This window comes from Xenorhabdus littoralis (assembly GCF_033949345.1).
GTDB classification, from domain to species: domain Bacteria; phylum Pseudomonadota; class Gammaproteobacteria; order Enterobacterales; family Enterobacteriaceae; genus Xenorhabdus; species Xenorhabdus littoralis.
The window spans coordinates 47,212-67,593 of sequence record NZ_VCDP01000008.1 but is presented as its reverse complement, the minus strand read 5'-3'; the positions used below and the strand labels follow the sequence as shown (position 1 = coordinate 67,593).

Sequence of the window (20,382 nt, the reverse complement as noted above, 5' to 3'; positions counted from 1 at the left end):
CGTTTATTTCCCCCGATGTACTGGTGTATTTTCAACACGAGAGATTTGGGATAATTCTGATAACATGTTACGAAGTGAAGGTTTATCGACTTTCCCTGCGGGACTAAGAGGTAACCGTCTGAAATGGCAAAGATATTCTGGCAACTTGTACTTTTCTAATCCATATGACTGTAAAAACTGTGTCACATCATTCAGAGAGAGTGGTTGTCCCCCTTCCCGCAATGACAGACAGAGACAAACCCTCTGCCCTAAATCACTATCAGGAATAGCAACACATGCTGCACTGATAACATCTTGATGATTAGTCATCAATTTCTCAATCTGAATAGGGCTAATATTGGCCCCGCCACGAATAATGATATCCTTCTTCCTTCCCATCAGATTGAGATAGCCCTCCACATCAATGCATCCCAAATCACCGGTATAAACCCAACCTCTCTGATCACGGTAAGTTTCATCCAACATGGGGGAATTGACATACTGCATGGGAGAAATCGGTCCACGGGCCGCTATCTCGCCAATCTGCCCCTGAGGTAGCGGCTGGTGATGTTCATCAACAATCCGAATATCACAAATAGAAGGATTTGGACGCCCAACTGTCATCGCAATCTTTTCCCGCGTATCAGTCAAGGCATTAAAACAGTTCACCCCATCAGCTGATCCGTAAAGATTGATCAATTTACAACCAAATTTTTCATAGCAGCGACTAATGGTGGCTTCATCGATCAGGGCCCCCCCACTGACAAGTGCAACCAAGTCACGAAGATCCAAGTCATCCAAACGCTCATCGGCAACAATTCGTTGGAACATAGTCGGCACACCAAGAATGTGAGTCGGACGATAATCGAGGATCGCTTTTAATGCTGCATCAACACTGAACTTAGGTAAAATTGCCACAGTCCCCCCCAGCCATGCTATAACACATGCACTAGCGGTAGAACCGAATGCTGATCCCAAAGGCATCAGATACAAAGGAACAAACCTCGCTTGATCTCCTCTTAGTTCCTCCATAAAACGTCCCCGGCCCCCTAACAACGCGTTATGGGAATATGCAACTAATTTAGGCTCTGATTCAGAACCTGAAGATATGAGAAAACGCACCGGATCATCCGCTGAAACCAAAGGCAATTGTGCCAATGGCTCCTCATCAAGCAATGCTTCAAATGACAACCAATAGTCACGAGTTTTCCCCACAGTGATCAAGACTCGCAGAGACAGCATCAAAGGCCTTAAGGATTCGATGATCTGACATATATCACCCTGATCATTCCGGTTCTCAACAATAATCGCTCGCGCCCGGCTACGCTTGAAAATCGACTCTATATCCAGCCGACCTCTTCCCTGTGGAATAGGGCACACCACTACTCCTATAGCGGCAGCTGCCATATCAATGACAATCGACCGCCAACTGTTACTCAGCTGATAGACAACGACATCACCACGCACAAGTCCTGCATTAGACAGACCCGCCGCCAAGCTCAGACTTTGCTGATAAATTTCAGAATAACGATAGTTTCCATCCAGAGAACAAACAGCCAAACAATCAGGCTGCTTTTCAACTTGTTTACGAAAAGCCCCAAATACAGTTATTTCCGGATATGTACCTGATACTTTCCATTCATGGCGAACCGATTCGGGAACTAAATTGATAATACCTGCAGGATTCATAAGGGCCTCCATAATTCACATAATTGTGTGTAACTTTCCGCCATCAGATAGGGTTCAATATGTGGATGTATAGAAAGTGATGCCAGGTCAGTACAACACCATTCGGGTAAGGTATCCATTTCAGTGATAGATGATTGACCTGTGAGAATAGGCTCGATAAGCATCGTCGCAGCTCCTAGCAATGAACTCCGAACGCTCAGTCCTGACGCACCTCTAACCCGGCAGTAAAGCGCCATGATCGCTGCCTGTGCAGCAAGAATACCGCCAAAAATATCTGTCGCGGTAAACAACGTACCACCTTTGACTCCTGAACGTTGAGCAATCACATCCGCCATGCCGGAATAAGCCTGAACCATAAAATCTGTACCAGGAATCGTCATTTCACTGTCTAACTCCCCCCAACCTCCGGCATAGACATACACCAAATCAGGATGATTGTGGATTAAATCAGAGGCATCTAGTGCTAATTCAGACGCTTTTCCCGGAGCCCAATTGTGTATAAATAAATCAGACTTATGGACCAACTCTTCAACAGTTTGTTTTCCTTCCGCTGATTTGATATTCACTTCAACCACCTGCTTACGGGCATTCAGCGCCTGAAAACGGGCGGAATAATTATCAGCCAGAGGTGGCATATCCCGCAATGGATCGCCCCCCAGAGGTTCTATGCGCGTTACCGTTGCCCCAAGCATGGCAAGTAAATGTCCTGCCATCGGTCCCTGAATTCGTCGACAGGATTCCACCAGTCTGATTCCTGCAAGTGGCAGCTCTGATGTAGTCGAAAAATCTGACAGCATCCGGGAAGCCTTCCTGCCCCCTTCTTCGATAGCTTTGATAGACCACGGTCCGTACTCAAGCAACGATCGTAGATCTCTGTCCATTTTACGATCCTGAATGCGCCGGACAGGTGTAATGGCAATTCCTGTCTGATGAGCCAAATCGGCCAAATCCGTATAGACATGACTGGCAAGCAGTGCCACCATCTCTACGGACAGTGACGCAACCCCTTTGGCATATCGCTGCATAAAGGTATGCCAGCCTCTGCCTATTTGCTGAATATCCGCCCCTAATTGAACCCAAAACCTTTGCCAGAGCTGTGGGGAAAGAGACTCTAGTTCAAACAAGACACCATCAAGAGATGTAAAGGGAGGCCTGAGAGAAACATCGGCTTCACCGCATGAGAACACCTCTGCTCCGGTTTCGGTGGTAGCACCGGCTAGGTATTGTCCGACAGCTAGCACTCCAGCTTGCACCAGATCAAAAGTGGCGCTCTGCATCCCGTTCCCCCGATGCTGTGCGATTAACCCAGCCAACAGCTGTTGAAGTACCAAAGAGGCACTAATCACCGAAATATAATCAACACCGAGCGGAACAACTCGATCCAATGAACGACTGTGAACAGAAGCCAATCCGGTTAATGCCTGTAACTCCACCTCACCACAGACTTGTCCATTGATCACAGGAGAAGTCACTGTGAGCATAAACTGCCGGCCGTCCTGCTCTTGTAATATCACAACCAATTCGGCATTCGTGGTCTGCTCCGAAGATACATCCACCACAATACCGATTTTTTTTGCCTGAGAATGTAATGCCCTGATAAATGGAGCAAACGCTGCATCAACCTGACTAAATGTGCCACTGAGCCGCAATGACTGAAATATTTCAATTCTTGGCATGGATACGCCCCGATTGTAATAAACCCTGACCCCAAGATTGTGAATTAACCCCCAGCCACTGCTGGAAGAATTGTGATCACATCACCGACTTTCACTGTGGTTTTCAGTCCTTCTCCAAAACGGATATCATCATCATTGACATAGAGGTTGATAAATCCGTGGATTTCTTCTTCCTTCACTAAACGGTCTTTAATTCCCGGGAAGTCAATGTCGAGGTTATTAATGACTTCACAAATACTTTCACCAGAAGTGGTTACCGTTTTCTGATCATTAGTGAATGTTCTCAAAATGGTGGGTATATGAACCATTACTGACATAATTTCCTCACTGAATAATTTTTATGATTTCTTCGACCGCATTTCCCTGTACATACCGATAACTACGCAGCTCAAACCGTGATTCAGGTGCAGTAGAAAGAATGACATGGTGAATCTGGGGTGAAACAGAAAAAGCCAAATCTTCTCTACTCGGATAAGCCCGTGAACCAGAGTGAGAATGGTAGAGAACAATCGGTTCTTGTTCTTCTCTCTCCATTTGACGCCAGACTTGAAGCTGTTGTTTCGAATCAAAGCGAAAATAGACTTCAGAAGCAGCGCTATTGCGCATCGGAACAACTAATTCTGGCCGATCGCTCCCGCAGGGACCAACGATTAGTCCGCAAGCTTCAATTGGGTGCTCCTCCTCAGCATGTTTCACAATTTCATCCACTTGAGCTTGAGATAACACTAGCATTGGACACTCCTTAATATGTAGCTTGTGAAGAATCTACTTGACGAATCCAGTTTAGGATGCCGCCCTCCAGGTTTAGCAATGATTTAAATCCCTGCTCCTGCATAGCAAGCAGTGCATTTCGGGAGCGTCCTCCCATCTTGCAATACACAACTACCGTACGTTGTCGATCAAGCTGACCTAGCCCTCTCCCATTCATAATTTCTCGTTGAGGAATCCCAATAGCATTGTCGATACCGCAGATCTCACGTTCGCAAGGTTCCCGAACATCCACCAATTGGACAGAGTCCCCCCGCTCCAACATTTTCTGAAGTTCCTGTGGAGTAACTTGCGGAACAACCGCATCAGGAGTTTGTGATTCGAGACCACAGAAAGCCTGATAATCTGTTAATTGTGTGATTGGTTTACGATCCGGAGCGCGACGAAGCGGTAGAGTGCGGTATGTCATATCTAAAGCGTCATAAACCATTAAACGGCCCAGAAGACTTGTCCCTGCTCCCGTAATCAATTTGATGGTTTCGGTTGCCATAATAGAACCAATGGCGGCACACAATACGCCAAATACTCCACCTTCAGAACAAGAGGGAGCATGTTCAGGTGGTGGTGGTATAGGATACAAATCACGATAATTCAGCCCCAGTCCACTCGGTGCTTTTTCCCAAAACACGGAAGCCTGTCCTTCAAAACGGAAGATAGATCCCCACACGTAGGGCTTGTCAGCTAACACACAAGCATCATTTACCAGATAGCGGGTTGCAAAATTATCAGTTCCATCCAGTACCAAATCGTACTGACGGATCAGCTCTAATGCGTTCTCTGGTTCAAGGCGTTGTTGATGACAAATGACATGGGTAAATCGGTTGATTTCTTGGATCGACTGACGGGCACTATCCGCTTTATTGCGCCCAATGTCTGACTGACTGTGGATTATCTGGCGTTGTAAATTCGACTCATCGACTACATCAAAATCAATAATTCCTATTGTTCCAACACCAGCCGCAGCCAAATAAAGTAATGCAGGTGACCCCAATCCTCCGGCTCCGATCACTAACACTTTGGCATTTTTCAGTCGACACTGACCGATATATCCAATATCCGGCAGCAACAGATGACGGCTGTATCTCTCCTTTTCCTCTTTATCTAAATGAGGGGCAGGTTCGACAAGCGGTGGTAATCTCATTGTAATCCCTCCACTTTTTCTTTTCTGGCCCGCTTATAACTAATCGGGCCTTCAATATACGGTTAAGTATTTAAAAGGAGGGCAGCAGTAAAGAATATCAAATGACGAGCTAATTTTTATCATTCTATGAATGCAAATCAGATTTATTCGTAATTTGATATTGGATTGCTCCGTATTTTATATCGTTTACCACTACAATCCCTATAGTGGCATTGAGCAGACAAGACAAATACTCCTGCCAGATGGTTACCTTAAATAAACTATTCAATATGTCAGTTCAGTATTGTATTAAGCAACAATACTCTGAAATGGGGCGGCTACCAATTGATCGACTTCGACACATTCTATGAACGGAGTTTATCTATGTTCATTTTTGCAACGAACTGTCTGTTCGATGAAGAAACCTATAGCCGGATTATCGGCGCTACTACAGGTATTTTGGTGGAAATTAGCCAAAAATCTACTCATTCTCGAAAACTATCAATAGTGAACTACAGATGAATTCGTCCATAAACAAAATCAACGAACAACAATTTCTATTTGGCATGCTCTTAGGCCCAATTCGCTGGAATATACTTAAAATTGCATTTCGCTATAGGCTGTTTGATCACTTCATTACCATGAACAATGCAACCACTGTTGCCCGGATATTCAATTGGTGTCCGACCCGATTAACTTTACTTCTCAACGCTTATGTCACCTTAGGGATTATGGAAAAACAAGCACAAAGTTTTTCAGTAAAGCCCAATTATCAGCCTTACTTAGTCAGTCATTCACGAAATTATCTCGGGGAAACGCTCTGCTCACTGGCCGAAATCAAATCTCTTACAGCAACGCAATCCGTTGAATGGCTGACGCAGGACACACCACCAGAACAGCAAATAGATATGCGTGATCAAGTTTTTTGGCAAAAGGCTACATCACGCTTACGGGCCTTTCACAAAAGTACAAGGAACCTGATCCTGTTACCTGTTCTTCAAACGCTTCCTAACTGGCGAGATGGACTACATTTTCTTGATGTTGGAGCAGGTTCAGCAGAATTAGCCCAAGATATTTTGGCTATTCACCCACAAAGCCAGATAACATTGTTTGATTTGCCTCTTTGTTGTACAGCGATACAAATGCAACTGACCGATTCGACTAGATTTAATGAATCCAATACCTCTCAGGCCATAAAATTTCTTCCTGGTGATATGAACACCACTCCTTTTGGTGGTCCTTATCAAATGATACTAGCTGCAATGTCCCTCTATTTTGCCACCAATCTTCAACACTGTATCAACCGGCTCTGGACATCATTGGCTCCCGGCGGAACATTGATTAGCTTTCACGAATCACTGAATCAAGCACGCACCCAACCTGAATTCCATATATTAAGCCGCCTCCCTGCCGAACTGGCAAATGGCCCGCTTTCTATCGAATCAGGTCAGATTGAAGAGGCTTTAAAAGCCAATCATCCCGCTAGTCTGGATACCCAACAAATCCCAACTCCATTTGGAGAAATGACGTTAATTATCGCCCATAAACTCACTTGACGATCAGACAAGGAAACACGAATAATGCTATTAAGTATGGATTTTATCCGCCAGTCGATCATCGGAGAATGCTGGCCCATTAAAACCCCATTTGGTATCAAGCCATTGGTCTATGCAGATTATACGGCTTCCGGACGACCCCTTTGTTTTATCGAGCAATTTATTCAGCAACAAGTCATGCCCTTCTACGGAAACACACATACCGAAACCTCAATCACCGGACTCCAAACAACATTTCTGCGTGAACAAAGCCGTCACATAATTCGTCAAGCACTAAACGCCACCCAAGATCATCACATTATTTTCACAGGTTCAGGAGCAACCAGTGCTATTAACCTCTTTATTCATATGCTGAATATTCCCCACTATCAGGAGCAAAAACCTGTCGTTTTCATAGGTGGCTATGAACATCACTCCAATGATCTGCCTTGGCGGGAAGCTGATGTAGAATTGGTTCGTATCCCGCTCACTCAAGAAGGTATATTGGATCAAGAAGAGCTAAAAGCGCAGCTCGTCAAATACCAACATATTTATCTCAAAGTCGGTTCGTTCTCTGCCGCTTCGAATGTCACAGGGATTAAAACCGATATCGCTGGAATCTCCACCCTGCTCAAAACCTTTGGCGCGCTCTCATGTTGGGATTTCGCAGCCGCAGCACCCTATATGTCCATTGACTTACAAGCAATTCCCATGGATGCCGTATTTATTTCACCTCATAAATTTCTAGGTGGTCCTGGTACACCTGGTCTGCTGGTGATCAAAAATAACTGTTTTAGTCAGACCGTTCCTAGCCTTAACGGCGGTGGCACAGTATCATATGTAAATGAATCGACCCATCAGTATGTCAACAATATCGAACGTCGTGAGGAAGGTGGTACTCCTGCTATCATTGAATCGATTCGTGCAGGGCTGGTATTTAAAATTCAGCAACAGATTGGCCTAGATTACATTGAAAAACGGGAACAAGATCTGGTTGAACAGGCATTTTCATACTGGCGAGATCTCCCCAATTTCGAGCTAATGGGCAATCCTTCCCTTCCCAGACTAGCCATCTTCTCATTTAATATTAAAGGGCTACACTATGGTATGGTTGTTGCCATGTTAAATGACTTGTTCGGAATTCAGACCAGAGGCGGTTGTTCCTGTGCTGGACCGTATGCCCACCAATTACTGGGCATCAGCCAAGACGATAGCCAGAATATCCAGGAAAAATTGGCACAGGGAAATAACCTTGCCCGTCCGGGCTGGGTACGACTAAATCTGCACTATCTACTGGACCAGCCTACAATTGATTACATTCTAGAAGCCGTTTCACTCATCGCCCGCTATGGACAGCAACTAGCAAGCCAATATCATTATCACAATGATAAAGGTGTTTGGTTATACCAAAACTACCAGCCTCAGTTGACAGTTTCTCTTGATCATCCAGATATCTTTCATCAACAACAGGAGAAAAGTATCCGTCCGGAATCTCTTGACGAATCAATGAAATCAGCTAAGTCCCTTCTGTTGAAGCTTAAGTTAGCCTGAATCCTAGATAAGAAATTGACGGGAAGCCTGTTTCAGGCGCTAAGTTTTGGTGAACACCAAAAACAGTTCCGGGGAGGTGTGAAGCGCAACAAGATGATACAGATATAGAGCAAATTATCGAAATGGTTCTGGAAATTAGAAATTTGTAACAGTACAAACTACCAGAGCCGTCTATTTAAACAGTAAACAGTTAGGTTATGAAGTTTTCTTGAATACCAGTAGATTTTACTTGCATGATTTACGTCAGTTGCATGGTGATGTGCTGTACTCGGTTGAGATGGTTATGTTTCTAATAGTTAGAAGTTGAGATTAACTACGACCTTTTTATTGGTGAAGCATGGCTAAAATTGACGTTTATTATCACAAATCAGAAAAGGTAAAAGGGCACGGTAAAGGAAATAGCGGTCATCCCCGTAATCACGGTTATGCCTGCCATAAGGCATTCCAATTGAAGTACACTTATCAAGCCTGAAATCCCGGAGTGAAAGAACAACTTGTTGATATTGAAATGAATAACGCCGATATTCGCGATACCGCTCGTGTGTTGAAGATAGGCGTAAACACGGTCATTCGCACATTAAAAATCTCATCCCGAAAAACGTGACCAAGCTCGCCCTTGAAGGGATTACTCTCCAACTTATCGGTGAAATTGATGAACAAGGTTTTTTTGTTCGTACAAGAAAAAAGAAAAATCAGCGTGGGTTTTAGTATGCATGGGAATCTCACCTAAAGCGGATTGTTACTTATGTCTTTGGTGTCGCAGCAGAGAAACCTTATGCAAACTCCTCGCGTTATTAGCGCCTTTTAGTATCTGGTTCAACTGTACGGATGACTACGCCGCTTACAGAATACTAACGGAAGAATGATATCTTGTTGAAAAAACGTTTATACAACGTATAGAAAGGGCCAATTTAGCCTATCGTATCCGAGTAAAAAGGCTGAACCGAAAAACGATCGGTTATTCCAAATCGGAAGAAATGTACGATAAAATGATAGGGATTTTCATCGAGCGTGAATAATATTAATTATTAATCATCTGACTATTAGACACATAACCAAAAACCAAAAAACCCGCCGAGAGAGCGGGTTTTTTATCACTACAAGCTTAACTGCTCAGGCTATCGCCTTCATCGCCATTGTAAGCTTTAGCAAAGTTATCAGCTATTAAATCACACGAACATTAACAGCAGATGGGCCTTTAGCACCACTCTCAATGGAGAATTCTACTTTTTGCCCTTCGTCCAAGGTTTTAAAATCGTTACTTTGGATCGCTGAGAAATGTACGAATACATCTTTGCTGCCATCTTCCGGAGAGATAAAACCAAAACCTTTACCAGCGTCAAACCATTTTACTAAACCAGTCATTTTATTAGACATAGATACTTCCTTTAATTTTGAGCCACTCAATGTGGCGAACATGGCCTGTTTTTCAGAGATTTACTTATTGGGCACTTAGGAGGAGGCTCATGAAGAAGGATATCTATGGATAACGCTTGAACTGAGGACTGCTTTACTAAAACTGCTTTCATAAGGTCTGTGTTCCAAACCGATGAACTATAATACTCATGTAATGATCTATTTAGCAAGCATTATTTTTTTCGTTTATACATCGCCATGCTTTTTCGGTGACGACATTGCAATTGCACTGGGCACGGCGCTTACTGATGTAGTCAATAAAGATTGGTCACTATATAAGAGTTTTCCCAAAACAATCTTTCTGATTCATTCGGTGTCAACACATTGTTATACCAATGAGGACGAAGCTGACTGTAATAGATAGTGATATAACTTGTGATTGACTGATACGCGTCCCCAAAGCTTTGATACAGCCCAGCTCATCAGAACGATTTGCTTGCCCTGCGGCGAGTTGATTTATGACCAAACCGCCTTATAAAATACTGAGATTCAGGTAAATGACTAAAGTCACTGCTAAAAGTCACAACACTGATATCTCCCTTATTTTTTCTATGGCCTCAGATGTTCCACAAAGTCTATAAATAGTCTCAACCACTTTTCTGCAAGAATATTCTGATGGCACGTTGTCATCAGGTGAATCAGGCCAAATCCGGTCCTGCTATATTTAACTCACGCAAAGATAAATACCGTTTGATTAAGGATATTGAAGAAAATAATGGGAAGAAAATGATTATCAAGTCATTGCCTAATTCATTTTATAATGCAGAGTTAAATAACTTGTTATCACTAACTTTCCGCAAGCAACTTATTTTTTCGGGTTTCATGAGTCATATGTAAGTTACTACCACTGCTATCAAAGCATTAGAGCTAGAATATAAAAATTTTGTCGACACTGAATGATCGGCATGCAACTTTGATCAATTATTCTGATGCTATTAGTTCATCATTTTAAATCAGTGGATATTTCAAACCATTTAATCGAAATAGTAGCAGCTGCGTTCTAAAATATCAGACTAATCTTCTACAAAATATGGGTACACTTTAATGCGGTTTGTGCCTGTTCAATCAGGTGAATTTTACTGGCGCTTTCATCTTTTTCAGTAGCACGGTGATATTCAGAGATAACTAAAAAAACAGTATGAATAGTAGAATGATAATGGAACACAAACGTATTTCATTGAGTATCCGGAGCGGTTTATGACAACTAATCAACTACATAAAATAAGTTATTAATCAATATGATAGATATAAAAATTCAGTTCATAATTAATCTATTATTAATTATAGATTCTTATAGATTATGAAAGATACTCAGATAAGAAGTACGCAATATAAAATGAAATATCAGACATGGATAAATTATGGGATATTTACAATGACCTTAACATAGCAAACACATAGAGGGTAATAATATGACAAATCATATGACAAATATCTTGGAAATGCTCGTCAAGGCAAATTTACCATCAGTGGCTAATAACAATGATATGGTATCAGTCACAAATGTTCGTGTCGTCACTGGGCAAGATGGGGTTAAATATATACTAGCTGACGTACAAAACAATACAGACCAGAAACTTGATTACGTGTTTGTCCATTTCAAACTTTACCAAGGAGATGTTTTATCTGGCATATCTATCTCTTATATAATAAATTTTGGCCCTAAGGGGAAATGGAAAATAGACTCGGCAGTAGAGCCTTCTATAAAATTTGACTCTGTTAAACTCGGAGCAATAAACATTTATACTCAATAAGCTTGAAGATGCATGGATATGGTTTTTTATCATATTGATTAATAATGATTTAAAACCAATTTAAACCAGCATTTGAAGTGAAATAAGTATATCAACAATCATCACTGAGCGCTGCTCACACGATTCGTCTGCTGACGACCGAAGGCAAAACAAAAAACATGTTTTGCCTTCCATAGTTCAGTGTCGTTTTTTCAAAGTTACTTTTTAAACTTTGATGCTGTTGCACCCGTATTTCTTTATAGCGCCCTTCACACACAACATGTAAATGGCGGTGTTGAAGAAGAAGAGAGATATCAATGTACTGAAGATCCCTATAAAAAATGCGCTCAAAATGATTAATGACGCTCCTGCTCAGATATTATTAAATCTATTCCTACTGCCTATTTATACTATCAGCACTGAAATAATCAATGAATTATCCGTGTCTTAAATATCAATATAAATTCATCTGATGACAGAATGGATTTCATTTTAAATCCATTTATTTTAGGCTCGCGTTTCACGCTAATTTACGATAGCATCTTCGCCCTTTTTAAAATTTTCCACGATTGAGGATGAGGAAATCTATGTTCATCGGTTTTGACTATGGCACATCAAATTGCGCAGTAGCAGAAATGATCGGGGATACGCCACGACTGATTGCTATCGAAAATGATAATTTTTACATGCCTTCAGCGCTGGCCGCACCGACTCGAGAATCTGTTTCTGAACATTTATTTCGTCATTGGAATATCAGCCCAAGTAATCAAACGGGTGAACAACTTCTTCGTGGCGCAATTGCTGTAAATCGTGAAGAAGGCATTGAGCTTTTGCCAGATGATATCGTATTTGGACAAGAAGCACTGGCGCGATATTTAGAAGATCCTCAAGATGTTTACTACGTAAAATCACCAAAATCCTTTCTGGGCGCGATGGGATTAAGAGATATCCAAATCAGCTTTTTTGAGGATCTGGTTTGCGCCATGATGGCAAATATCAAGAAACAGGTCGAAGCCAATAAACAACAGTCTGTTGAAGATGTTGTGATTGGCCGTCCAATCAATTTTCATGGCCGTGGTGGTGACAAATCTAACCAACAAGCTGAGAAAATTTTACTTGATGCCGCAAAACGAGCTGGGTTTCGCAATATTGAGTTCCAGTTTGAGCCAGTAGCCGCTGGTTTGGAATATGAGGCCACTCTGACAGAAGATAAAACGGTATTGATCGTCGATATTGGCGGCGGAACAACAGACTGTTCCCTTATCCAGATGGGACCCAACTGGAGAGGAAAATCTGAGCGCAGCGATAGCTTGCTGGCGCATACCGGTCAGCGCATCGGCGGGAATGATTTAGATATTAATCTGACCTTCAAACAACTCATGCATCCTTTTGGACTAGGAAGCAAAGTGGCCTCGGGTATTGATATGCCACTGACTCAATTTTGGAATCCTATTGCCATCAACGATGTGCAGGCTCAGAAAGAGTTCTATTCTCGCCAGAATTTGGCGGCATTAAAATCTTTGCATAGAGATGCTCAAGAGCCAGAAAAATTAGCCCGATTATTGAAGGTATACCAAGACACATTAGGATACAGCTTGGTTCGAAGTGCAGAAGAGGCCAAAATCGCCCTTTCGGTGCGGTCTGAGCATTGCGTTAAATTGAATTTATTGTCAGAAAATATTGAATTGAATATTCAGCGCGACCAGATGATTGCGGCGATCGAATCCACTAAAATTAAAATGGCGAAATTGGTTAGTGAAGCAGTGGCACAGGGAGGAACTCAACCAGATGTGATCTTTATGACTGGCGGTTCTGCGAGTTCACCTATTCTCCGTCAGGCTGTTGAACAGGAGTTACCGGGCATCCCGCTGGTAGGGGGGAACTACTTTGGCTCAGTGACTACGGGTTTAGCCCGCTGGGCAAATATTTGCTTCTCTTAATAAGCCAAAAGCAGACTCAATAAAATAGTGTCTGCTTTTTATTATTTAATTACATTTTTATCATGTTGCTCATTCATAAAAAAACAGTCAATTCCTTTCTAAAATAAATAAATATTGAATCCAATCGTTATCAATAATTATCACAAGAAAATAAATCATTACGAAATAATTTTTTTATTTCATGATGAAAAATGGAACAGTTACCATTAAAAATATCAGAAAGATGGATATAAACATCCACGTTGAAGCCCAAAGTAAATTATAATTCATGCCAAAACTATTGAACATTATTTGAACCCTCACCAATTATAAGTGAGCTGTAACCATCACTGATTTTTCAGCAATTATTATCATGCTCTGCCATAGAAAGTTATATAACATGTCCTCATACCAGATGGATTGGATATTATGACTATGATTAGACAGCGATTGAATGCACTTCTTCATTATATTGATGACAATATCGATACCAATATGGATGGAGAAAGTTTGAGTAATGTTGTGGTTTGTTCTAAGTATCACTTTCACAGATTATTTTCTGCAAATTATGGCATCGGCGTGGCTGCATACATCAGGCAACTTCGTTTGAAAAAAGCAGTTTATGAGCTGGCGTATAGCGATAATTCAGTTATAGACATTGCTCTTACATGTGGCTATGAGAGTCCAGAAGCATTCTCCCGAGCATTCAAAAGTGTTATTGGGCAAAGTCCTATTGAGTTCAGAAAAAAACCTGATTGGTCTATCTGGTATAACCAACACAAGATTATAAATAATATTAGGACTCAAGCTATGAATGAGAAATTAACCGATATTGAAGTAAACATTGTTAATTTTCCAGAAACCTCAGTGGCAGTTATGGAGCACAAAGGTTTTCCATCTGAAATTGGCAGTACAATCAAAGAATTCATAGAATGGAGAAAAAATAACAAGTTACCACCTGAGAAAAACAAAACGTTTAATCTCGTTTATGCAGATCCCGAAAAAGTTGAATCCGAGGAATATCAATTTGATTTATGCGTGGAAATATCCTCATCGTTTGTGATTCAACATCCCAAAATTATCCGTAAAATTATTCCAGCAGGAAAATGTGCCTATATAAGACATATTGGCCCAGATGATGAAATAACCAGCATCGCCAATTATCTATATACAAATTGGTTATCAGAAAACAATCAAGAAATACGGGACTTTCCACTCTTTTTTGAGCGGGTAAAATTGTTCCCAACCGTGCCTGAAGCCGAAACCGTAACAGATATCTACCTGCCTATAATGTAAAAAAACTTCAACTTGCGGCAGTACTACTTATGTTATGCCGCAGATTGAAATCCATCTAACGATCAGCATATTTCGCTGCATATTCCTTGCTGTTAACCCACTGGTGATCTTGTTCCCACGTAAATAACCATTTACGTGTCGGGCCAGCCATAACATTTAAGTAATAGCTATCATATCCCGCAATGGTGGCAACAGGATGATACCCTTTCGGTACTATCACAACATCTTTGTTATAGACCGCCATCGTTTCATCCAGCGAGCGGTCGTCAGTATAGACCCGCTGTACACAAAAGCCCTGTGATGGATTCAAGCGGTGGTAATAAGTCTCTTCTAAATAGGTTTCTTGTGGTTCATTGTCAGTATCATGCTTATGGCTAGGATAAGAGCTGGTACAGCCCTCATCCGTATAGACTTCAACAACCAGTAAACTATCCGCTGGTTGGTCATCTGACAGGATGTTATGGACATAACGTCGATTATTACCAGTGCCACGCTGTTCTGCGCCAATATCCTGCGGGGCAATTAAACGAGTAGGATAGTTTCCTTTACTTTTAGCCTGACACACAGCCAGTTCAAGGTGAGTTTCGGCGATAATTTCCATCAGTTCATGTGATGCAACATAGACAGCGTAAGGTTTTTTACGTTCAAAGGGACTCATCCGCTCCCCAATCTGTTCAAACTGCTTTTTTGGGGTTATTACTGTGGCTTTTCCCGCTATCAACACCAGACATGTTTCATTTTCCGATGCAGGTAAAACGATAGATTCTCCCGCTTTCAGTTCGTAAACAGCAAAGTGGACATATCCCCAGTTTGCCGTTTCTGGTGTAATATGTTGTGTTCGTTTGTCCTGATCAGGCGTGTGATATTTTGATAGTAGTTCAGACATTTGGTTTCCATCTCCGCGTTTAAATTAATTCCGCTTCTTTGGCAAATCTGTACAGATTGTTATAACCCAACGTGGCATACGTCAGTGGATGGGCGACGGCAGGATCTTGTTCTGCTTCAACCACCAGCCAACTGTTATAATGATTTGATTTCAAAACCTCAAAAATAGCCGGATAATCAACGCAGCCATCTCCCGGTACAGTGAAGACGCCGCTCAATACCGCATCAAGGAAGCTGATTTTTCTATTTTTGACATCTTTTAACACATCCGGACGAATGTCTTTGCAATGCACATGATTAATGCGCTTACACCAACGCTTTGTCACTGCCAATGGATCATCTCCCGCAAAAGTCAGATGCCCGGTATCCAGCAACAAACCGACTTCTTCGCCCGTATTTTCCATCAGGTTATCGATGTCTTCCGCGCTTTCTATCACCGTTCCCATGTGGTGGTGATAAGCAATTTGGACTCCTTGTGACTGAGTATAACGCGCGAATTCCGTCAGTTTTTCCCCATATTTTTGCCACTGCTCTGCCGGAAATAGTGGACGAAAATGCACAGGTTTTGCCTGATCTCCATGAATACAGTGTGTTACTTCGGCAAAAACCATTACATTGGCACCCAATTCACGCAATAGAGTCAAATGTGGCTGAACGGCTGCAATTTCTTCTTCAACACTGCGTGTCAGCAGTTCGCCGGAATACCAGCCAGATACCAGCTTTAAATCATGGCCAGCCAGAATAGGTCCAAGAATCTGTGCCTGACGAGGAAATTTATTGCCCAGCTCAAAACCGACAAATCCCGCTTGTCGCCCTTCTGTCAGGCAAGTTTCCAGAGATGTTTCAGCACCCAAAGAAGGAAGATCATCATTTGTCCATGTCAGGGGATTGATGCCCAGTTGAACAGCCATAGAGGTTCTCCTGTAAGATGAAAAATAGGGAATGTTCTATTCGTTTTTATCCGTACTGCTATCCACGCTGGCGCCAGTAGCTAATCAAATTGTGGTAATTTGTTTTGATTTGCAGGATAAGAGTTTCTTCATCAATTTCGCCTGCCAGCCATTTTAATGACGGCTGCCCAAATAACGTTCGTCCGACAGCAAAACCTTTGACGATTGATTTACCCGCCGCCGCTTTGAAACTTGCTTTCAGAATTTCTTCTGGCGCGTCAAGACCAAGGATCACAACGCCACGGCAGTAGGGATCTCGTTGTTCAATCAATGATCCAATGTGATCCCAGGTCGCTGATTGCATTGGCGGCAGTTTCCACCAATCCGGTCTAATGCCAAGATTGTAAAAACGCCGGAGCGCTCGCAGGTAAAGTTCATCAGAATGAGGCATGTCTGCGGGTAAAATGACTTCCAGCAACAACTCATGACCGGATTGGCAACAAGCTGAATAGACTTCCTGTACCATTTTTTCTTGTTCCAGACGCAGGGGATGGTTATCTTCCGGATGGAAGAATACCAGACATTTCACGATATGCTCCCGTGGCCAACTGACGAGTTGAGATCCAATATTACCGTGCTCAAGGCAAAGTGGTCGGGAACCCGGTAATTCAATCGGACGTCCAATCCATAATCCCTGTCCTGTCGCGGCATTCAACACTTCCTGACCGAAACTGCTATCACACAATATGCCCGTTTTACCCTCCAAATGGGCTTCCGCGCTCACTTCCTGACAGGCTCGGAATAACAATTTTTTCAGTTGGGGGATTCGATCAAGGCTGGCACTGACCTTACGTGCCATTTCGACAAGTTGGATACGGTGATCAAATGCCATGACACACAGTTCATCCCATTGTTTGTGGCGGCTGCCAATGCGATGCAGGTGATTAAGATATGGATCTAAATCAGGGCGCGGCATTTCTGCCACACGCATCAAATAATTATCCAACTCAGATTTATCTGGCATGGCTGGCGCACAACCATGACGGGAAACGACCAGAGCCCCACAAGCATTGGCATAAGTGCAAGCCTGTTCCCAACTTTCATTATTGAGATAACCACGCAACAAGCCAGACATAAAGGCATCTCCCGCTCCCAAGACATTCAGGACTTCCACTTTGGCACCCTGTACAGTGATCCCCTCATCCAAGGTATCGGGAATGCTGGCAATAAATACTGAGCATCCCAATGATCCTCTCTTGCAAACCAATGTTGCAGCAGTCAACTCCCGCACGAGTCGCAAAGCTTCTACAGTATTCGTGGAGCCACCAGCAATGTGAAACTCCTCTTCCGTTCCTACGATCAGATCAAACTGAGAAAGTACTTCCTGTAATTGTGCTGTTACTTGTTCCGAGGTGATATAGCGAGTTTCTCCGTCACCGAGTGAAGTCAATCCCCACAAGACCGGACGATAATCGATATCGATGGCAGTTTTAACACCATTACAGCGAGCATATTTCAATGCGGTCAGCACGGCATCACGTGTTTGTGGATGAGAGAGATGGGTTCCGGTAATAGCCAGACAACGAGCGGATGCAATATAATCTTCACTGAAATCATCGCGGGTGATAGCCATATCAGCACAGTTATCACGGTAAAAGATCAGAGGGAAAGTTTCGTTATCTTTGATAGCAAGTAAAACTAAAGCTGTCAGATGTTCTTTATCGGTAATCAAATGGCTGGTATCACAGCCGACTCTTTCTAACTCTTCACGCAGGAAACGCCCCATGTGCTCATCACCGACTCTTGCCAGCATTGAGGATTTCAATCCCTGACGTGCCGTGCCATAGGCTACATTCCCCGAAGAACCGCCCAGATATTTCGAAAAACTCCCCATATCTTCCAGGCGAGAACCGATTTGCTGACCATACAAATCAACCGCAATGCGCCCCATGCAGATGACATCAAACTTTTTATTCTGCTCCATTAAATCACCTCTTACCGAACATGCTATTTTGCTGAAAGCCAGAACGTAAAAAGCTATTTTCTCTCTTTATCCTTATGTCTTTATCCTTATGTCTCTACCCTTATATGAAGCATTTATTTCATTTTCAATACAAAAGTAAATATAAATTTCAATACGTGATCCGGTAGAGATTTTTCATTAACATCATGAAAACCAATAACGTCCCTTCTATTTCTTCAACTTATTTTTCGAATGCCATGTCGATTAACGATTTCCTTCCCCATCCGATAGAAAACATAGCCCAGAATGCCCGCAACAAAGACATAATAGAGAGCCATCACATAAGCCGGCACGTTATGAGCAAGGAAGATATACATAGAGAGCACAGCTAATGTAATTAGCCATCCCATCGGTTTCACCATCGACCACGGTGTAATATCCACCTGTCCTGTATACACTTCCTGATAAGATTCGGCTGGGAAGAAATAACCAATCGTTAGCATAAAGAGAATATTGAGGACAAACAGGATGCCAACCAAATGGAAGAAATGAAGGTTGATGTCCAGAATAAAATTACCAATGATATAGGCCGACATACCAAACAGCAGCCCCAGTTTTGCCGCAATTGGGGGAACTCGTTTTGTCATCAACCCGACCAGTACCACACTCAGGATCGGCGCGTTGAAAATCCCCTGTAATTGCTGAATCAGGTAAAACAGGCCATCGGGAGCATTGGCGACAAATGGGGCAATAATCATTGTGGCCAGCGACAATCCAATTCCCAGATATTTACCCACTGTTACTGCCTGGGCTTCTGTGGCATTCGGGTTAATCCGTGGTTTATAGATATTGACGGTAAATAACGTCACGGAGGAATTCAGGCCACCGCTGAAGGTTGAGAATACTGCGCCTACGACAACCGCAGCAAAGAAGCCAACCAGAACGTTGGGGAGAACCAACTGCACTAATGCGGGATAGGCATTATCGGGATTATCTATCTGACCACTGAAGATATGGAATGCAATGATCCCCGGCAGGATAATGATGGAAGGAATGATGAGCTTAAATAAGGCGCACAGCATTACTCCTTTTTGCCCTTCTGCCAGATTTTTGGCGCTCAATGATTTCTGCACGATAGATTGGTTGGTACACCAGAAGAACATGTTAGAGACAATCAACCCCGTAAACAGCGTCGAAAATGGAACAAGTGAGTCTTCACTTCCAATAGAATTGAATTTATCCGGATGAGTCTGATAAACGTCGATCAATCCTTTCCATGCATTGCCATCCCCGACATACAACAAGGCAAAAATGGTCACCATCAAGCCACCGACAATCAAGCCAACGCCGTTAATGGTATCGGCAACCGCAATGGCTTTTATCCCGCCGAAAATTGCGTAAATCGCCCCGAGACCACCGACACCCCAAACCATGATCCAAAGTGCCGTAACTTTATCCACATGAAAAACTTGCGAAACCTGAAACAGGCTTTCCAGTGCAATGGCTCCGGTATATAACACGATGGGTAATAATGAAATCACATACATCGCCAAAAACAAAATCGATGTAATTAGTAACGTATTTTTATCAAACCGACGTCCAAGATATTCAGGGATCGTCGAAATACCCAATTTCAGATATTTTGGCAGGAAATAAATGGCAAATAATACAATCGTTAATGCCGCAATCACTTCCCAAGCCATAACAATAAAACCGGTTCTGAATGCCAAACCATTTAAACCGACCAAGTGCTCTGTAGACAGATTCATTAATAGCATAGAACTGCCGATATATATTCCAGTCAGGGAACGCCCGCCAAGAAAATAACCTTCAGTAGAAGCACTTAATTGTTTATTTCTTGTTTTGTAATAAGCAAACCCGGCGACCAGTAGAGTAAAACCAATAAAAGAAAGAAAAGCTGACATATGATCCTCCACCCTGATTAACCGCTTTCAGGCAGCA

16 protein-coding genes and 2 pseudogenes are annotated in these 20,382 nt (G+C 42.6%); 7 read left to right on the top strand and 11 right to left on the bottom strand.

The genetic code is table 11. The features are described from left to right. Nucleotides 1–3: 3 nt before the first annotated feature. The 5 genes from FE394_RS03290 to moeB are packed head-to-tail and all read right to left on the bottom strand — an operon-like array spanning nucleotide 4 to nucleotide 5,253. Complete coding sequence (locus tag FE394_RS03290) at nucleotides 4–1,668, bottom strand: class I adenylate-forming enzyme family protein (RefSeq protein WP_319924977.1); 1,665 nt, start codon at nucleotides 1,666–1,668, stop codon at nucleotides 4–6. After that, complete coding sequence (locus FE394_RS03285) at nucleotides 1,665–3,344, bottom strand: CoA transferase (protein WP_319924976.1); 1,680 nt, start codon at nucleotides 3,342–3,344, stop codon at nucleotides 1,665–1,667. The genes FE394_RS03290 and FE394_RS03285 overlap by 4 nt, the downstream gene beginning before the upstream one ends. A 44-nt stretch (nucleotides 3,345–3,388) precedes the next feature. Then, a complete protein-coding gene (locus tag FE394_RS03280) occupies nucleotides 3,389–3,661 on the bottom strand; it encodes a MoaD/ThiS family protein (protein ID WP_319924975.1) in 273 nt (90 codons plus the stop codon). 7 nt (nucleotides 3,662–3,668) lie between these two features. Continuing rightward, entirely contained in the window at nucleotides 3,669–4,076 is a 408-nt protein-coding gene (locus FE394_RS03275) for a M67 family metallopeptidase (RefSeq protein WP_319924974.1), read from the bottom strand. A 10-nt stretch (nucleotides 4,077–4,086) separates the two neighbouring features. Then, nucleotides 4,087–5,253, bottom strand: coding sequence for a molybdopterin-synthase adenylyltransferase MoeB (gene moeB / locus FE394_RS03270; RefSeq protein WP_319924973.1), 1,167 nt, complete (start codon nucleotides 5,251–5,253; stop codon nucleotides 4,087–4,089). Between the two features lie 497 nt (nucleotides 5,254–5,750). Between moeB and FE394_RS03265 the strand changes: the two genes are divergently transcribed. The 3 genes and pseudogenes from FE394_RS03265 to FE394_RS03255 all read left to right on the top strand — a co-directional run bounded on the left by FE394_RS03265 (nucleotide 5,751) and on the right by FE394_RS03255 (nucleotide 9,337). After that, on the top strand, nucleotides 5,751–6,788 hold the full coding sequence (locus FE394_RS03265) for a class I SAM-dependent methyltransferase (RefSeq protein WP_319924972.1): 1,038 nt from the start codon (nucleotides 5,751–5,753) through the stop codon (nucleotides 6,786–6,788). Nucleotides 6,789–6,812: 24 nt separating this feature from the next. After that, on the top strand, nucleotides 6,813–8,318 hold the full coding sequence (locus FE394_RS03260; protein ID WP_319924971.1) for an aminotransferase class V-fold PLP-dependent enzyme: 1,506 nt from the start codon (nucleotides 6,813–6,815) through the stop codon (nucleotides 8,316–8,318). Between the two features lie 337 nt (nucleotides 8,319–8,655). Continuing rightward, nucleotides 8,656–9,337: pseudogene (locus tag FE394_RS03255) on the top strand (IS1 family transposase). 145 nt (nucleotides 9,338–9,482) lie between these two features. Here FE394_RS03255 and cspE read toward each other — a convergent pair. Both cspE and FE394_RS03245 read right to left on the bottom strand, forming a co-directional pair. Next, nucleotides 9,483–9,695 (bottom strand): transcription antiterminator/RNA stability regulator CspE, encoded by a 213-nt coding sequence (cspE, locus tag FE394_RS03250; RefSeq protein WP_319924970.1) that lies wholly within the window; start codon nucleotides 9,693–9,695, stop codon nucleotides 9,483–9,485. A gap of 293 nt (nucleotides 9,696–9,988) precedes the next feature. Continuing rightward, nucleotides 9,989–10,144, bottom strand: a pseudogene (locus FE394_RS03245) (IS3 family transposase); the annotation flags it as partial. Between the two features lie 205 nt (nucleotides 10,145–10,349). Between FE394_RS03245 and FE394_RS03240 the strand changes: the two are divergent. The 4 genes from FE394_RS03240 to FE394_RS03225 all read left to right on the top strand — a co-directional run bounded on the left by FE394_RS03240 (nucleotide 10,350) and on the right by FE394_RS03225 (nucleotide 14,682). Further along, entirely contained in the window at nucleotides 10,350–10,571 is a 222-nt protein-coding gene (locus FE394_RS03240; protein WP_319924969.1) for a cysteine hydrolase family protein, read from the top strand. A gap of 575 nt (nucleotides 10,572–11,146) precedes the next feature. Then, on the top strand, nucleotides 11,147–11,488 hold the full coding sequence (locus FE394_RS03235; RefSeq protein ID WP_319924968.1) for an FxLYD domain-containing protein: 342 nt from the start codon (nucleotides 11,147–11,149) through the stop codon (nucleotides 11,486–11,488). Nucleotides 11,489–12,054: 566 nt separating this feature from the next. Next, nucleotides 12,055–13,407 (top strand): molecular chaperone, encoded by a 1,353-nt coding sequence (yegD, locus tag FE394_RS03230; RefSeq protein ID WP_319924967.1) that lies wholly within the window; start codon nucleotides 12,055–12,057, stop codon nucleotides 13,405–13,407. A gap of 408 nt (nucleotides 13,408–13,815) precedes the next feature. Beyond that, nucleotides 13,816–14,682 carry an AraC family transcriptional regulator gene (locus FE394_RS03225; protein ID WP_319924966.1) on the top strand — a complete coding sequence of 289 codons (867 nt, stop codon included), beginning with the start codon at nucleotides 13,816–13,818 and terminating at the stop codon, nucleotides 14,680–14,682. 55 nt (nucleotides 14,683–14,737) lie between these two features. Here FE394_RS03225 and iolB read toward each other — a convergent pair whose 3' ends face one another. From iolB to FE394_RS03205, 4 genes are all read right to left on the bottom strand, one after another. Then, nucleotides 14,738–15,568, bottom strand: coding sequence for a 5-deoxy-glucuronate isomerase (gene iolB, locus FE394_RS03220; protein WP_319924965.1), 831 nt, complete (start codon nucleotides 15,566–15,568; stop codon nucleotides 14,738–14,740). Nucleotides 15,569–15,587: 19 nt separating this feature from the next. After that, nucleotides 15,588–16,478 (bottom strand): myo-inosose-2 dehydratase, encoded by an 891-nt coding sequence (gene iolE, locus FE394_RS03215; protein ID WP_319924964.1) that lies wholly within the window; start codon nucleotides 16,476–16,478, stop codon nucleotides 15,588–15,590. A gap of 58 nt (nucleotides 16,479–16,536) precedes the next feature. Then, the gene (locus tag FE394_RS03210; protein WP_319924963.1) at nucleotides 16,537–18,441 is read right to left on the bottom strand and encodes a bifunctional 5-dehydro-2-deoxygluconokinase/5-dehydro-2-deoxyphosphogluconate aldolase; all 1,905 of its coding nucleotides are present in this window, start codon (nucleotides 18,439–18,441) and stop codon (nucleotides 16,537–16,539) included. Nucleotides 18,442–18,656: 215 nt separating this feature from the next. Continuing rightward, on the bottom strand, nucleotides 18,657–20,345 hold the full coding sequence (locus FE394_RS03205) for a solute:sodium symporter family transporter (protein WP_319924962.1): 1,689 nt from the start codon (nucleotides 20,343–20,345) through the stop codon (nucleotides 18,657–18,659). Between the last annotated feature and the right edge of the window lie 37 nt (nucleotides 20,346–20,382).